Origin of the sequence: Tropicibacter naphthalenivorans (assembly GCF_900176475.1) — a bacterium.
GTDB classification, from domain to species: Bacteria; Pseudomonadota; Alphaproteobacteria; order Rhodobacterales; family Rhodobacteraceae; genus Tropicibacter; species Tropicibacter naphthalenivorans.
The window spans coordinates 169,173-185,025 of the sequence record NZ_FWXX01000003.1 but is presented as its reverse complement, the minus strand read 5'-3'; the positions used below and the strand labels follow the sequence as shown (position 1 = coordinate 185,025).

Here is a 15,853-nt window from a genome sequence, read left to right as displayed (position 1 = left end):
ATGACCAACCCCTTGGTTCAGATGCGCGGCATCCGCATGGACGGCCGCAGCGACGAAGCCTGGTCCCCCATCATCAAGGGCGTGGACCTGACGCTGAACCGGGGCGAAGTGCTTGGCCTCATTGGCGAATCCGGCGCGGGCAAGTCGACGCTGGGCCTTGCTGCCATGGGCTTTACCCGCGACGGGGTGCGGATCTCTGAGGGGGCCGTGAGCTTTGACGGCATCGACCTGCTTGCCGCCAGCGCCGAGCAGAAACGCCAGCTTTTGGGCAAGCGCATCGCCTATGTGGCGCAATCCGCCGCCGCCAGTTTCAACCCCGCGCACACGCTTCTGGACCAGCACGCCGAAGCGCCCGTGCAGCACGGCGTCATGTCCCGCGCCGAGGCTGAGGCCGACGGGATGGAACTGTACCGCAAGCTGCGCCTGCCCAATCCCGACGAAATCGGCTTTCGCTATCCGCACCAGGTTTCCGGCGGGCAGTTGCAGCGCGCCATGACGGCGATGGCCATGTCCTGCCGCCCCGATCTGATCATCTTTGACGAGCCGACCACCGCGCTGGACGTGACCACCCAGATCGAGGTGCTCGCCGCGATCCGCAATATCGTCGAGGAATTCGGCACGGCGGCGATCTACATCACCCACGATCTGGCGGTGGTCGCGCAGATGGCGGACCGGATCAAGGTCTTGCTCAAAGGCGAAGAGGTCGAAGAAGCGGAGACGCGGGAAATGCTCTCTGCTCCGAAACAGGACTATACGAAAAGCCTCTGGGCGGTGCGCGAATTCCAGCGTCCGGCCAAGCCCGCGCCCGCAGTCGATGCGACCCCGGTGATCAGCGTCCAAGGGATCACGGCGGCCTATGGCAAGATGGACGTGCTGCACGATGTCAGCTTTGACATTCACGCCGGGCGCACCGTTGCCGTGGTGGGCGAGAGCGGGTCGGGCAAATCGACCACCGCGCGCTGTATCACCGGGCTTTTGCCGCCGCGTCTGGGCCGGATCGAGCTGGACGGGGCCGAGCTGCCCTTGGATTATCGCAAGCGGTCCAAGGATCAGCTGCGGCAGGTTCAGATGATCTATCAGATGGCGGATACCGCCCTGAACCCGCGCCAGTCCATCGGCGACATCATCGCCCGCCCGGTCGAGTTCTACATGGGCCTGAAAGGGCGCGCCAAGCGCGACCGCGTGGCCGACCTGCTGGAACAGATCGAACTGCCCGCCGATCAATACTATGACCGCCTGCCGTCCGAGCTGTCCGGGGGGCAAAAGCAGCGCGTCGGCATCGCGCGGGCCCTCGCTGCCGAGCCCAAGTTCATCATCTGCGATGAGGTCACCAGCGCGCTGGACCAACTGGTGGCCGAGGGGATCCTGCGCCTGCTGGCACGGCTTCAGGACGAGTTGGGCCTGTCCTACATGTTCATCACCCACGATCTGGCGACGGTGAAATCCATCGCCGACGAGGTGGTGGTGATGAAGGACGGCGCGGTCGTCGAACAAGGCCCAAAGGCCGATATGTTCCGCCCGCCGCACCACCCCTATACCGACCTGCTGCTGTCCTCGGTGCCGGAAATGGACCCGGACTGGCTGAGCGATCTTTTGCGCGAACGCGGGGCGGACAACGTCGGCGATGCGGCGACGGCCCGGATGGACTAGAACCTGATCAAGTTGTGATGCGCCTGCAAAGGCGCTTTACTGTAACGAATGCTAGGATTCGCCGTGTCACACACGGAACACAATAAGGCGCTAACCCGCCACAAGACGACAAGGGAGACTGACATGACACGCATCACGAGACGCGGTCTTTTGACCACCGGTGCCGCTGCGGGTGTACTGGCCGCCAGCGGCTTGCCCCTGCGCGCCCAAGCCAAACGCGGCGGCCGTTTGCGGGCGGGCCTCGGCGGGGCGAACACGTCCGACAGCTGGGACGCACGGACCCATTCCGACATCTTCATGACCGCCTCGGCGCAGGGCGCGGTGTTCGACAGCCTGACCGAAGTGGCCGCTGACGGCTCTCTCAAGGGCGAGCTGGCCGAAAGCTGGGAGGCAACCTCTGACGCCAAGACCTGGACGTTCAACCTGCGTTCGGGCGTGACCTTCCACAATGGCAAGGCGTTTGGCGCGGACGACGTGATCGCGTCCTTGCAGATGCACGTGGCCGATGGCGCGAAATCGGCGGCCAAGCCGATCGTCGAAACCATCACCGAGATGAAGAAAATCACCGACACGCAGGTTCAGTTCACGCTGAAATCCGGGAACGCCGACTTCCCCTATCTGCTGGCGGACTATCACCTGCTGATGTACCCGGCAGGCCAGATCGAAGAGGCCATCGCCAAGGGCATCGGCACCGGCCTGTACAAGGTCCAGAGCTTTGAGCCCGGCGTGCGCATGGTCGCCACCCGCGTGGACAGCCACTACAAGGGCGACAGCGCCGGCCACTTTGACGAGATCGAGTATATCGCGATCAACGACAACACGGCCCGGATGAACGCGCTGATGACCGGTCAGGTGGATGTGATCAACCGCATCGACTTCAAGACCGAGGCGCTGCTCAAGGCGAACCCGATGGTCCGCATCCAGGAGGTGACGGGCAACCAGCAGTACACCTTCCCGATGCTGACGAACGTCGCGCCGTTCAACGACGTCAACGTGCGCCGCGCGCTGAAGTTCGCGATCAACCGTCAGGAAATGGTCGACAAGATCCTGCTGGGCCATGGCCGCGTCGGCAACGACACCCCGATTGGCCCCGCCAACCAGTACTTTAACGCCGATATGGCGCAGACCGCCTATGACCCCGACAAGGCCAAGTTCTACCTCAAAGAAGCGGGGCTTTCGTCGCTTGATATCGACCTGTCGGCGTCCAATGCGGCCTTTGAGGGCGCGGTTGACGCCGCCCAGCTGTACCAGGCCAGCGCCAAGGCGGCGGGCATCAACATCAACGTGGTCCAAGAGCCTGCCGATGGCTACTGGTCCAACGTCTGGCTGAAAAAGCCCTTCTGCGCCTGCTACTGGTCGGGCCGCGCCACCGAGGACTGGATGTTCGCCAGCGCCTACGAAGAAGGTGTGCCGTGGAACGACACCCAGTGGGGCCGCGAGGACTCAGAGCGCTTCCAGGACCTGTTGATCGAAGCCCGCGCCGAGCTGGACAGCGCCAAGCGCCGCGAGATGTACGGCGAGATGCAGCAGATCCTGAACACGGACGGCGGATTGGTTCTGCCAATGTTCGCGAACTACGTGCAGGCCATGTCGACCAAGGTGCAAAACCCCGAGACCGTGGGCAACCTGTGGCAGATGGACAATGGCCGGATGGCCGAACGGTGGTGGATGGCGTAACGCAAGATATGGTTGTCTCAGCGATTTAGACCACAAACTGTTTCTTGACATCTGTAACGATATGAGTCCTTCAAGGCTTGACGGATTCGATTCGCTGCACTACATTCTCAATGTACCGGCTGGCAGCAAGTCTGCCAGTTCAAGAGTCGCAATGGGCTTGCCCTTGCGGCTCTTGCTGTATTTAATGCCTGAAAAATGAGGCAGGCATGCGTGCTAGAGTATATGTTGATGGGTTCAATTTATATTATAGGCTCCTTAAAGGGACCGACTGTAAGTGGTGCAATTTAAAATCTCTGGCTGAAAGTCTTCTCGATAAAAAAGATACTGTTGAAGCAATCCGGTATTTCACAGCTGATATAAGTCCTAGAGCGGGGGATGAAGAAGCCCCGCAGCGGCAGTCAACTTATCTCAGAGCCCTAAAGACTATTCCTGAACTTTCTATCCATAAGGGTAAATTCCTTCCGAAAACGATCACACGACCATTGAAATCCGATCCAAGCACTTACGTCACAGTCCTCGATACGGAAGAAAAAGGCTCCGATGTAAACCTAGCATCGCATCTACTTTTGGATGCGTTTAGTGATGCCTACGATGTCGCGCTGGTCCTTTCTCAGGATACAGATCTTCTGGAGCCGATGAGAATGGTCCGGGAAGAACTGGGTAAGAAAGTAGTTCTGGGTTGGTTTGAACAGTCCAGCCCGGGGAAAAAGCATAAAGCGACCTGTTCTGCCATTCGACATGTTTCGCCGAAAATGCTACGTGATGCACAATTCCCAGATACAGTTATTGGTAGGGGTGGCGCGCGTATAGAGCGCCCAAAGACTTGGTTTTAGCAGACAGCTGGGACACACGCTGACGCCTTTAAAGCAGCCTATCGTAATCACTCACCAGCAGATGCAGCGGCGGTTCGTCCTCTTCGACGGTGGCAAAGCGGCCGATGGGCTTGGCAAAGATGTTGTCCGTCAGGTCGTCGTTCACCGTGCTGACTTCGCCGATCAGCACGTCGCCGCCTTCGCCCCAGAACGCGTGCCATGTGTCAGGGTGCAAGGTCACCGATTCGCCGGGGCTCAGGCGCAGCAAGCCACCCGCCTCGACGTGGCGGGGCATTCCGTCAACCATGACGCGCACCTCGGCATTGTGGTCGATGCCCCCTTCGGCATCGGCTTTGTACAGTTTCAGCGTCAGGGTCGCGCCGCCCCGGTTGATGATATCCTCGACCTTTAGATTATGGCGGTGCATCGGCGACAGCTGGTCCTGCCGCGAGATCATAATCTTTTCCGCATAAAGCATGGCGCTGCGCTGGCCGAGGTCTGCGTTCAAGCCGTTGCGGGTGGTGAACAGGAACAGCCCCATTTTGGCGAAATCCCCGGCGCCGTAGTCGGTGATGTCCCAGCCCATGCGGCGGCGCTTGATCTCGCTGTGATCGGCGGCGCGCAGGGCGTCTGGCGTAAGGTAAGCAAAGGGCGGCAGTTCAAACCCGAAGGACCGGATAAAGGTGTCGGCCTCGCGGATGATCTGGTTGATGGCAGAGCGTTTCATGGGCGTCCCGTTGGCGTCGATGTTTGCGCCAACATAGCCCGGATGCCCGCCCGAGAACAGCGTCCCGCGCGGGCTAATGCGTTACAGAACGTAGCGCGACAGGTCTTGGGATCGGGTCAGCTCGCCCAGGTGCTGCTCGACAAAGGCGGCGTCCACGGTGATCTCGGCCCCGGCCTTGTCCGGCGCTTCAAAGCTCAGCTCCTCGAACACCCGCTCCATGACGGTATAGAGCCGCCGCGCGCCGATGTTCTCGATCGTCTTGTTGACGTCGGCGGCGATCTTGGCCAGCGCCTCGATGCCTTCGGGGGTGAAGGTGACGGTGACCTCTTCGGTGGCCATCAGCGCGGTGTATTGGCGGGTCAGCGCGTTGTCCGTCTCGGTCAGGATGCGGACAAAGTCGCCTTCGGTCAGCGGTTGCAGGTTGACGCGGATCGGCAGGCGGCCTTGCAGTTCCGGCAGCAGGTCGGACGGCTTGGCGATGTGAAAAGCGCCCGAAGCGATGAACAGGATGTGGTCAGTCTTGACCGCGCCGTGTTTGGTGCTGACGGTGGTGCCTTCGATCAGGGGCAGCAGGTCGCGCTGCACGCCTTCGCGGGACACATCGCCGCCGCGGGCCTCTTGCCGGGCGGCGACCTTGTCGATCTCGTCGAGGAAGACGATGCCGTTCTGCTCGACCGCCTCCAGCGCGAGGGTTTTGATCTGCTCGTCGTCCAGCAGCTTGTCCGCCTCTTCGGCGATGAGAATGTCATAGCTTTCAGCGACGCTCATGCGTTTGCGGGTGGTGCGCCCGCCCATGGCTTTGCCGAAGAGATCCCCGAGGTTCATCATCCCCATGCCGGGCTGGCCGGGGATGTCCATCATCGGAAAGGGCGAAGCGGTCTCGGCCACGTCGAGCTCGATCATGGTGTCGTCCAGCTCACCGGCCTTGAGTTTCTTGCGGAACATCTCGCGCGTGCCGCTTCGCGCGTCCTCGCCGGCGATGGCAGAGATGACGCGTTCCTCGGCGGCCTCATGGGCGCGGGTCTTGACGTCTTCGCGCATGTGCTCGCGCGTCATGGCGATGGCGGCGTCCACAAGGTCACGCACGATCTGTTCCACGTCGCGGCCCACGTAGCCCACTTCGGTGAACTTGGTGGCCTCGACCTTGATAAAGGGCGCGCGGGCGAGTTTCGCCAGGCGGCGGCTGATCTCGGTCTTGCCGACGCCGGTGGGGCCGATCATCAGGATGTTCTTGGGGTAGACTTCGTCGCGCAGGTCTTCGGACAGCTGCTTGCGCCGCCAGCGGTTGCGCAGAGCCACGGCGACGGCGCGTTTGGCATCGGTCTGGCCGATGATAAAGCGGTCGAGTTCAGAGACGATTTCGCGGGGGGTGAGGTCGGTCATTCGGTCGATCCTTGCGGGGGTCAAATTTCTTGCAAGAAATTTGTAAGAATTTTGGAAAATTCTTACGCGTCGATGGTTTCGACGGTGAGATTCCCATTGGTGTAGACGCAGATATCGGCGGCGATCTGCATGGCGTCGCGGGCGACGGTTTCGGCGTCCTTGTCGCTGTCCATCATGGCGCGCGCCGCGGCCAGCGCGTAGTTTCCGCCCGATCCGATGGCCGCCACGTTGTGTTCGGGTTCCAGCACGTCACCGGCGCCGGTGATGATATAGAGTTCGCGCCCGTCGGTGACGATCAGCATGGCTTCGAGCTTTTGCAGGTATTTGTCGGTGCGCCAGTCCTTGGCGAGGTCGACGCTGGCGCGTTGCAACTGGCCGGGGGTGGCTTCGAGTTTGGCTTCGAGCCGTTCGAGCAGGGTGAAGGCGTCGGCGGTCGATCCGGCAAAGCCGCAGACCACGTCGTAGCCCCCCGGAGAGAGGCGGCGGACCTTGCGGGCGGTGCCTTTGATCACGGTTTGGCCCAGAGAGACCTGTCCGTCGCCTGCCACGACGACCTTGCCGCCTTTGCGGACGCCGATGATCGTGGTGCCGTGCCAGCCGGGGAAGTCGTTGTCGCTCATGTGTGTCTCCTGTGGTTCAGGGGAACATATGGGGGAGCCGGGTCGGGGTGGCAAGGTTTGAGGGGGAGAGCAGGGGCGTTGCCCCTCGGCCTGCGGCCTCACCCCAGGATATTTGACAAGAGAAGAAGCTGGGGGATCGGGGGGGCAAAAGAAAAGGCCCCGCGCTTGGCGAGGCCTTTGTTGAGACTGAATCTGGTCTGGATCAGATCGAGTCGTCAATCCAGGATTTCAGGGCGGCTTTGGGGGCAGCGCCGGCGCGGTTCGAGATCGGCGCGCCGTCTTTGAAGATGAACAGCGCCGGGATGCCGCGCACGCCCATGGCGGCGGCGGAGGCGGGGTTGCTGTCCACGTCGACCTTGGCGATTTTCACCTTGCCGTCGTATTCGGCGGCGAGCTCTTCCAGAGCCGGGCCGATCTGTTTGCAGGGGCCGCACCATTCGGCCCAGAAGTCCACGACAACGGGAACATCGGAGTTTTTGACTTCTGCGTCGAAGGTGGCGTCGGTGACGGCAACGGTGGCCATGGCTCTCTCCTGAGGTTGGCAGCTTGGGTTGGCTGGGAAGGTATGAATGTGGCGAGCCGAGGTCAAGGTGTCGTGGCGCGTTCCAGCGCTTGCGTCACGAGATCGTGCGGCAGCGGCATATAGGTCGCCGTGGCGGTCCAGATCAGGCCGGTTTCGATGGTTTTGTCCGGGTAGAGTTGCGCGAGGGCTGCGGCGTAGGCCCCCATTTGGCGTAAGAGCGCTTCGGGCGTTTTGTCCGGTGTTTTCGGCGTGGTGCGGTTGGATTTGAAGTCGACGGCGATGACTTTGTCCGGCGCGATGATGAGCCGGTCGATGACGCCGTGGATGCGGCCAAGGCGCGGCAGCGTCGCGGTGATGGGCACCTCGGCCAGCGCATTCGGGTCGAAATAGGGCGCGAGCGCGGGGGTTTGGAGGACGGTGAGCGCCTCAAGGCGGATCGGGTCCAGGAGATCGGTGACAAGGTCAAGCTCGGGGTCATCGCGCAGGTCGTCCAGCAGCAGGTGAGAGGCGTCTTCGCGCGTATCCGCAGGCAGAGGGGCCAGCAGTTCGAGGAAATGGTGGATCGCCGTTCCGCGTTGCAGCGCGACCTCTTCGGTGTCGTTCGCGGCCCCCGGTAGTGCTTTGACCCCGCCGAGGTCGGACGGTTTCAATGTTTCGGCCACGGGCGCGGGGTCCGGCGCGGGCGTCAGCAGGTGCGGCGGGATGTCGGGACGTGCATGTCGAAGCGTTTCGGGGCGGGTTAGGGTCAAATGCGACCAGTCAGATTGGCCCAAGGTCAGGCCTTCGCCCGCGCCCAGATCGCCGAATTCGAACATCGTCTCCTGTGCGCCAAGGCGGGTCATGCCAGCACGCACCTTGTCGTACCAAGCGTCACCATTCTTGCCCAACTCGCCCGCAGCGGCGACCACCAGCCATTTCTCGGCGCGGGTCAGTGCGACGTACAAAAGGCGGTCGCGTTCCTGCGCCTCTTTCTCCTTGGCGGCCTCGGCGGTCAGGCTTTGGCGTGTGGGCAGATCGCTGCCCAGCTTCCACGTTACGCCGTGTTCGTCCCGCATCAGGCTGCCGCGAGAGCGGTTTCGCGGCGCGGTGGTGTCGGGCAGGATCACGATCGGCGCCTCCAAGCCTTTGGAGCCGTGCACCGTCATCACGCGCAACGTCGCCCCGGCGCTGTCGGGGGCGCGCTTGATTTCCAGGTTGTCGGACTGCGCCCATTCAAGAAAACCGGTCAGCGAGGGGATGTCGGTCTGCTCATAGCTCAGCGCCTGACCCAGCAGCGCGTTGATCCCGTCTTCGGCCTCTTGCCCCAGACGGCCAACCAGCAGGCGGCGGCCCTTGTGCCGGGTCAGGATGCGTTCGATCAGGTCATAGGGACGCAAGAAATCCGTCTGCCCCATCAAATCGTGCAGGATCGCCAGCACCTGCGGGTAGTCGTCCTTGCGGTGGTCGCGCAGCTCTTCCCACAGGTGGCGGACGTGCTCTTTGGGCCCTTCGCCATCGTCGCGGTGCCAGATGCGACTGCGCGCGATGTCATAAAGCTGCTGTTCGGACAGGCCAAACAGGGGCGAGCGCAGGGCGGTGGCCAGCGACAGGCTGTCCTCGGGCGTGGCGAGGAAGGACAGCAGCGCGATGATGTCCTTGACCGCCAGTTCCGCCATGACCTTGAGCCGGTCGGCCCCGGCGATGGGCAGGTTTTCCTGTTTGCAGGCGCGGATGATTTCCTTGAACAGGCGGTTCCGCGAGCGCACGAGGATCAGGAAATCGCCCGCATGGACGGGCCGCGCCTCGTATTCGCCGGAAAAGCCCAGTTCCACGGGCAAGGGGTGCCCGGCGTCGATGGTGCGGCGGATAAACCGTGCGATGCGCTGGGCGAGGATCACCGTCTGGTGGGTGCTGCCGACGCGGTCGAGAGGCTCGAACCAGTCGCCGTCCTCGTCGTCGTCGACCTTGTCGATCAGCGGCCACAGATCGACACGCCCCGGCATCCGGTCCTTGAAGGCGGCATGAGTCTGGTCGGCGGAAAAGCCAGAGGCTTCGGCGCCTTCGAACGTGGCATCCACCAGCGACAGGATGGGCGAGGCAGAGCGAAAGCTGTATTTCAGCGTCATCGACGCCAGCGGCGTTTCGGTACGCGCCAGACGCTCGGCGAAATCGTCGCGCATCCGGTCGAATTCCGACGGATCGGCCCCTTGGAAACTGTAGATCGACTGCTTTTTATCGCCGACGACAAAGATCGTGCGGCGGATGTCCTGACGCGCGCCCTCACCGCTGGTGAACTCATGCGCGAGGCGTTCGATCACCTGCCATTGCACGGGGCTGGTGTCTTGGGCTTCGTCCACCAGAATGTGGTCGATGCCGCCATCCAGGCGGTACAGCACCCAGTCCGCCACCTTGGGATCGGACAGCAGGTCGCGGGCGCGGGTGATCAGGTCGTCGAAATCCAGCCAACCGCGGCGCAGCTTTTCGGCCTCATAGGCCGGGACAAAATGCTGGGCAAAGGCATAAAGCGCGATGTCCCGCCGCGCCGCGCGCACGGCGATTTGCGTCTGGCGGGCGGCTTCGACGCGGGCGGCGAGCTGATCGAGCTGCTCGAACAGGTCCGGCGCGTTGGTGCGCGGCTTCTTGGTGCCGAGCGTTTTGCGGATCGTCCCCGATTGCGTCAGCAGCGCCTCTTGCATCAGGGCGAGCCCGGCGGCGTCCGGCGCGGTGAACCGTGCAAAGTGGTCGGCCAGTGTGGCGTCGGTCTTGCCGCCTTCTTTGAGGAAGGGGATCAGCGCACTCAGCAGGTCTTTTTCCGAGCCAAGAAAGACTTCGCCAGCGGCGGTATTCTCATCCGCATCCTCGGGCAGGCCGTAGGCGGCCATGATCTGCGCGGGGCTGGTTTTGGTGGCAAAAACGTCTCTAAACCGTGTCAACTCGGCCACGAGCGAGGTCAGGCTTTCATCGGTCAGATAGGGGACAATGCCGCCGATCAGAGGCGCTTGCGGCCCTTCGGCCATGCGATCAAGGATCTCGGCGCGAAGACGCTCGGCGGCGCGGTCCTCCATTTCCTTGAACTGGGGCGAGACCTTGGCTTCCAAAGGAAACCGCCGCAGCAGGGACGAGCAGAACGAGTGAATCGTCTGGATCCGCAGCCCCCCCGGCGTCTCGATCGCGCGGGCAAAGAGCGTGCGGGCATCGCGCAGGAACGCATCCGACAGGGTCTTTTCCACGCCCAGCTTGACCAACTCGGCGTGCAACCCGTCCTGAGACAGCATCGCCCAGTCGCCCAGACGCTTGAACAGACGGTTCTGCATCTCGGTTGCGGCGGCCTTGGTGTAGGTCAGGCACAGGATATGCTCGGGCGAGACGCCTTCGAGCAGCAGCCGCGCCACGCGGTCGGTCAGCACGCGGGTCTTGCCGGACCCTGCGTTGGCGGCGAGCCACGTGGATTGATCGGGGCGGGCGGCGTCGACCTGCGCCTGTGTTGCGGCGTCGCGCTTCATTTCAAGTCCTCGCGCTGGGGCAGATCGGTCACGTCCCACTCGCCAAACCGCGAGAGGTGGTCATAGTCGGCGGCGGCGTTATCGGTCATCAAGGCGCGGCGGGCGGTGTACCCCCGCTCGGCCTGCATGTAGCGGGTGATCAGAAGCACAAATTCCTCCCAGACCGCATCGGGCGGGGTTTCCTCCAGCGGGGCGCTGACCTCTTGGGGGTTGCGCGGGTTGAGCGCGATGAACAGCGCGCGTTCCACGTGGCGCGGGTCGATGTCCTTGAACGCGCCGCGGGTGACCATCGCCGCCTCAAGCAGCAGCTGCTTGTCAAAGGTCTCTTGCTGTTTCTTGGTGGGCGCGTCGCCGGTCTTGTAGTCGTAGATATGCGCGCCGCCGCGTTGGTCGATGTCGATCCGGTCGGCGGTGCCGCGCAGCGTGAACCCAAGCGAGGGGATCTGCGCCTCGCCCCGGACCTCGAACTTGGCGGGATAGGCGGCGGACTGGCGCTGCGCTTCGGTGTCGGTGAACCACTGCGCGATCCGCTGCATCCGCGACAGCCACAGGGCGCGCGACGTGGGAAAGGGGACGTTGTCCGGGTTGTCGATGATCTCGCGCGCCTTGGCGATGAACGCCTCCGGGGTGAGTTGCGCCTGATCAGAGACTGTTTCCTTGACGAACTCCTCTAGCACCGAGTGCAAGAGGATTCCGCGCATCAAGGCATCCGGCGCCTGCATCAGCGGGTCCAAGGGGCGCAGTCGCAGCACGTGTTTGGCATAGATCGCGTAGGGGTCGCGCACGAGGCGCTTGATTTCGGTCACGCTCAGCGAGTGCGGGCGGGCCTCTGTCGGCGGCGCGGGGGAGGGGCGCGGCTCGGGTTCGGCCTTGATCGGCGTTTCGGCGGCGTCGACGTAGGACAGCCAGCGCTGGCCGCGCTGTTGCATGGCCTTCAGGGCTTCGGGGCCGTGCCGGTCGGGCAAGCCGCGCATGAGGTTCATCATCCGGTTGATCCAGCGCGAGGGCACCGTTTCCGCATCGTCGGATTTGACCGAGCGCGTCAGCCAGACTTCGGGCGCGGCGGCGGCCTGTTGAAAGTCATGCGCGGACAGGCCGATGCGCCTTTCGGGCAGCAATAGACCCGCATCAAAGCGCATCTTGCGGTTCAGCCAAGGGTCCGCGCCGGGCATCTCGGGCCACGAGCCTTCGTTCAGGCCCGCGAGGATCAACAGGTCAGCCCCCATGACGCGGGCCTCCATCGTGCCCCAGATCAGGATATGCGGGTGCGGCGTGTCGGGGTTGCGGACCTCGCCCTGCGAGAGGATCGCGCCGAACAGATCGGCGTAATCGCGGGCGGACATGTCGGTGCCAAAACCGGCCTCTTCGCGCAGGTTAGAAACGATTTTTTGCACGGCGCGCCCGGCTTCGCGGTTCCACAGTTCCTTGGGGTCGTCGCTGGTGGACCCGGCGGTGATCGCCTCGGCCAGCGCGATGTGACGGTCGAGCCAGTGGGGCAGGGGGCGCTTGCCCTCGGTCTCTTGGTCGCAGAACTGGGTGGCGACCCAATCGGCCCAGGTCTCGCGCTTGTTCGCGGCCCCCCAAGCGCGCAGCAGATCAGCGGCAGGATAGGGCATCCCCTTGCGCCGAATGTGCAATTCCAGATCGCGGGTGTTGATGTTGTGCGCGTTGCGGTCCGCGCCCATGTGGGTCAGCGGGTGCTTGAGCAAGGTCAGCAGCGCCTCGGCGGTCAAAGGTTGGTCAAACAGCGCCGCCACATGCCGCAGGAGGCGACCGGGGGGCGACAGCTGCGCCGGGGTGCCAGCGGAATCGTCCGGCAGGATGTTCCAACGGTCCAGCGCGGCGGTCACCTGCCGCGTCAGCATCCGATCAGGTGTGATCAAGGCGGCGCGGGTGCCATCCTGAGCGGCTTGGCGCAGGCGCAGGGCAATCGCCAGAGCCTCTTCCCGCTGCGAGGGAGCCTCGATCAGGGTCAGATCGGCGGTCGCCTCGGGCAGGTCGGGCAGCGAAGGCCCTTCGGACAGCCATTGGTGCGTGACCGGCGCGGGCCGCAGCGCGAGAGAGAACAGCTGGTTGCGCGCGGGGTTCGGCGGTTTGGCGTCGGTCCAAGGGCGCACCTCGGCGGGGCGCAGGTCCAGATCCTGCATCAATCGGGCAAAACGGAACTGCGGATGGTCCTCGCCGGTCAGCGCGTTGGTCAGCTGATCCCAGACGTTGTCAGGCATATCAGGGTCGAATCCGGGCAGGATCACCGCGCCTTGGGGCAGCTGGGACACCGCCTTCATGAACTCATGCGAGGTCCCGCGCGAGCCGGTGGACCCCGCCACGAGGATCGGGTGCTGGGGCGGGTTTTCGGCCCACGCCTTCAGCCGCAGTTCCATCGCCATCCGGGTGTAGGCGTTGGGATCGGGGGCCTCATCGCCGCTGAAATAGTGCTGCACGATGTTGAAGAACGACAGGGCGCGCTGCCAGTGGCCGGACTGGTCGGTGATATCCAGGTCAGAGACTGTTTCAGGCGAAACGCCCTCGGATTGCATCTCTTCCATCAGCGTGGCGAGGCTGTCGGACAGGTCAAACAGCGAAGAGCGCGGCGCCAGATCGGGCTGCGCTTCCAGCAGGCGCGAGACCAGCCCCGTCAGTTCAAGGCGACGGCGCAGGGGCGGCACCTTGGCGGGCAGTTGCGCGCGGGTGAACGGGTCGGTCAGGTCGGTGATCAGCCGGACTTGGGGCAATAGGCTTGCGGGACCGGCGTCGAAAATCTCGCGCAGGCGGCGGGCCATGCGGGTGGTGTTGACGTAGAGCTCGACTCGGGCGATCGCCTCGGGCGGGCCTTGGACGCGGGCGCGCAGGCCTTGGACCAGCGCCTTGGGGAAGTCGACGCCGGGGGCAAGGCCAAAGACGCGCGGGCCGGGTGTGTCAAACATTCAGCATCTCCTCGGCCAGCGTGATGCCCTCGGGGTGGCCCACGTCGCACCAGTGACCGGGGTAGGGCGTGCCGTGCAGACGGCCGTCCTGGGCCATCCGGTTCCACAGCACGTTCAGGGAAAAGCTGTCCTCGGCGATGTCGTGCAGCGCGTCCGTCTTGACGATCTGCGCGCCGGTGTAAACGAGGTCGCCTTGCCGCGTCAGCCGTCCGTCGGTCAGCGTGAAATCCCCCGGTGTTTTGCGCCCCACCGCGCGGGCCAGCGGCACACACAGCAGCAGGGCGTCCATCTGCGCCGGGTCCCAAGCGGCTTCCAGCAGGTCCAGCGGGTTCGGCCCGTGCCACACCGCATCGGTGTTGAGGGTAAAGACCGGGTCGGTGCCGAGCAAAGGCAACGCGTGGCGCAACCCGCCCCCGGTATCCAGAATATCGGGGCGTTCCACCGAAACGGCGATGTCCGTGCCGTCCAGATGCGCCTGCACCATCTTGGCCTTGTAATGGGCGTTGACGACGCGGGGGGCGCGGCCTTCGGTCAGCGCAAGGGCGTGATCCAGGAGGGGGCGACCGGCGACGGGGATCAGCGGCTTGGGGCGGTCAGCGGTCAGGGAACCCATGCGGGTGCCAAAGCCCGCGGCGAACAACATTACGGCGTTGGGCATGTTTTGAGCCTATCTAGGTGGTCCGGGGTCGGCTGGGGCAGGGCGCTGAGCACAGCGCGCAGAGGGGCCAGCGCGGGATGGCGCAGGTCGGTCTGCAAGTGCCCCCAGACGCGGGGGATCAGGTCGATGTAATGCGGCTTGCCGCGGGTGCGGGCAAGGCGGGCAAAGACCCCGAGGATCCGCAGGTTGCGCTGCGCCCCCAGCACGGCGAGCGATGCGCGGAAATCACCCCCGGCCAGACCAGTTGCGGTGAGATAGTGACTGATACAGGCCACGACCGTGGCGGGGCGCACATCGCGGCGGGCGTCTTCGAGCAGGGAGATCAGGTCGTAGGCGCGGTGCCCCTGCAAGGCGTCCTGAAAGTCCAGCAGCCCGGCGCGCGCGGGGCCGGTGCGGTCCGGCAGCCAGAGGATATTCTCGGCGTGGTAGTCGCGCAGGATCATCACGTCGGCGGGCTGTGCGTAGCGTTCCAGCGCGGGGCGCAGCGCGTCCACGGCGGTGGGCAGCGCATCGGGCGCGTCGCAGTAGTGCGTAAAGGCAAGGTCGATCATCTGCGCCAGAACGTCCGGCGTGGCGACGGTCAAGCCCGCCGGCGCGGGATGCTGGTGCAGGGCGATCAAAGCGTCTGTTGCGGCGAGATAGAGTCGCTTTTCCGTCTCGGCGTCGGTTGACAGGCGGGCGATCAACCCGTCGCCGAGGTCTTCGAGCAGCATCTCCCCCTTGGCGGTGTCGCGCGCGTAAATCACTGGTGCGCTGAGGCCGAGGCCGGTCAAATGCCGCGCCAGACGGGCAAACAGCGTGATGTCTCCGTCCGGGTCTTGCATCAGCATCATGGTTTGATCGCCATGGCGCAAACGGGTGTAGCGGCGGGACGAGGCATCGCCGGCCAAAGGCTCCTTTTCCGCCTGATTAGGGTCGAAAAGCACGCTCATACCAGCGCCGCCACGAGGCTGTCCCAGCGCGGATCGGTCCACGTCAGGGTCAACTGCCGGGTGTCATCGCCTGCCCTGTCGGCCAGTCTCAGGGACAGCGCGGCGGCGGGCGTCAGATCCTCTAGCTTGTCGGGCCATTCCACGAGGCAGATCGCCTCGTCAAAGGCATCGGCCAGCCCCAGTTCCACGCATTCATCGGGCGAGGACAAACGGTACAGATCGGCGTGCCACAGCTCTCCGGCGGGGGTGTCGTAGACCTGCACCAGCGTGAACGTGGGCGAGGGGACGTCCTCGGGCGTGTCCTGCAAGGATTGGATCAGGGCGCGCGCAAAATGGGTCTTGCCCGCGCCAATTTCGCCCGACAGCAGCAGCACGTCGCCTGCGTGCAACATCGCCCCAAGGCGGGCGGCAAGGGCCGAGGTCTGCTCGGGCGAGGTCAGGGTCAGATCGAGGTGTCGCGTCATG

The 15,853-nt window shown here is 64.2% G+C and carries 12 protein-coding genes; 3 read left to right on the top strand and 9 right to left on the bottom strand.

What is annotated here, in order from left to right:
- From B9A11_RS08785 to B9A11_RS08775, 3 genes are all read left to right on the top strand, one after another.
- Complete coding sequence (locus B9A11_RS08785) at nt 1–1,650, top strand: ABC transporter ATP-binding protein (RefSeq protein WP_058248021.1); 1,650 nt, start codon at nt 1–3, stop codon at nt 1,648–1,650.
- Nucleotides 1,651–1,773: 123 nt separating this feature from the next.
- Nucleotides 1,774–3,327, top strand: coding sequence for an ABC transporter substrate-binding protein (locus B9A11_RS08780; protein ID WP_058248020.1), 1,554 nt, complete (start codon nt 1,774–1,776; stop codon nt 3,325–3,327).
- Between the two features lie 206 nt (nt 3,328–3,533).
- Nucleotides 3,534–4,160 (top strand): NYN domain-containing protein, encoded by a 627-nt coding sequence (locus tag B9A11_RS08775; protein WP_083499870.1) that lies wholly within the window; start codon nt 3,534–3,536, stop codon nt 4,158–4,160.
- Nucleotides 4,161–4,188: 28 nt separating this feature from the next.
- Here B9A11_RS08775 and B9A11_RS08770 read toward each other — a convergent pair whose 3' ends face one another.
- The 9 genes from B9A11_RS08770 to tsaE form a co-directional block, all read right to left on the bottom strand.
- Entirely contained in the window at nt 4,189–4,866 is a 678-nt protein-coding gene (locus B9A11_RS08770; RefSeq protein ID WP_058248019.1) for a D-lyxose/D-mannose family sugar isomerase, read from the bottom strand.
- 81 nt (nt 4,867–4,947) lie between these two features.
- The gene (gene hslU, locus B9A11_RS08765) at nt 4,948–6,249 is read right to left on the bottom strand and encodes an ATP-dependent protease ATPase subunit HslU (protein WP_058248018.1); all 1,302 of its coding nucleotides are present in this window, start codon (nt 6,247–6,249) and stop codon (nt 4,948–4,950) included.
- Between the two features lie 62 nt (nt 6,250–6,311).
- Complete coding sequence (hslV, locus tag B9A11_RS08760; protein WP_058248017.1) at nt 6,312–6,869, bottom strand: ATP-dependent protease subunit HslV; 558 nt, start codon at nt 6,867–6,869, stop codon at nt 6,312–6,314.
- Between the two features lie 202 nt (nt 6,870–7,071).
- Nucleotides 7,072–7,392 carry a thioredoxin gene (gene trxA / locus B9A11_RS08755; protein WP_058248016.1) on the bottom strand — a complete coding sequence of 107 codons (321 nt, stop codon included), beginning with the start codon at nt 7,390–7,392 and terminating at the stop codon, nt 7,072–7,074.
- A gap of 62 nt (nt 7,393–7,454) precedes the next feature.
- Entirely contained in the window at nt 7,455–10,874 is a 3,420-nt protein-coding gene (gene addA, locus B9A11_RS08750) for a double-strand break repair helicase AddA (protein WP_058248015.1), read from the bottom strand.
- Nucleotides 10,871–13,798, bottom strand: a complete 2,928-nt coding sequence (addB, locus tag B9A11_RS08745) for a double-strand break repair protein AddB (RefSeq protein WP_058248014.1) — start codon at nt 13,796–13,798, stop codon at nt 10,871–10,873. The genes addA and addB overlap by 4 nt, the downstream gene beginning before the upstream one ends.
- Nucleotides 13,791–14,456: a nucleotidyltransferase family protein gene (locus tag B9A11_RS08740; RefSeq protein ID WP_058248013.1), complete on the bottom strand. Its 666-nt coding sequence runs from the start codon at nt 14,454–14,456 to the stop codon at nt 13,791–13,793. Before B9A11_RS08740 ends, addB begins: the two co-directional genes overlap by 8 nt.
- Complete coding sequence (locus B9A11_RS08735; protein WP_058248012.1) at nt 14,441–15,388, bottom strand: aminoglycoside phosphotransferase family protein; 948 nt, start codon at nt 15,386–15,388, stop codon at nt 14,441–14,443. Before B9A11_RS08735 ends, B9A11_RS08740 begins: the two co-directional genes overlap by 16 nt.
- Nucleotides 15,385–15,852, bottom strand: a complete 468-nt coding sequence (gene tsaE / locus B9A11_RS08730) for a tRNA (adenosine(37)-N6)-threonylcarbamoyltransferase complex ATPase subunit type 1 TsaE (RefSeq protein WP_058248011.1) — start codon at nt 15,850–15,852, stop codon at nt 15,385–15,387. Before tsaE ends, B9A11_RS08735 begins: the two co-directional genes overlap by 4 nt.
- Nucleotide 15,853 lies beyond the last annotated feature (1 nt).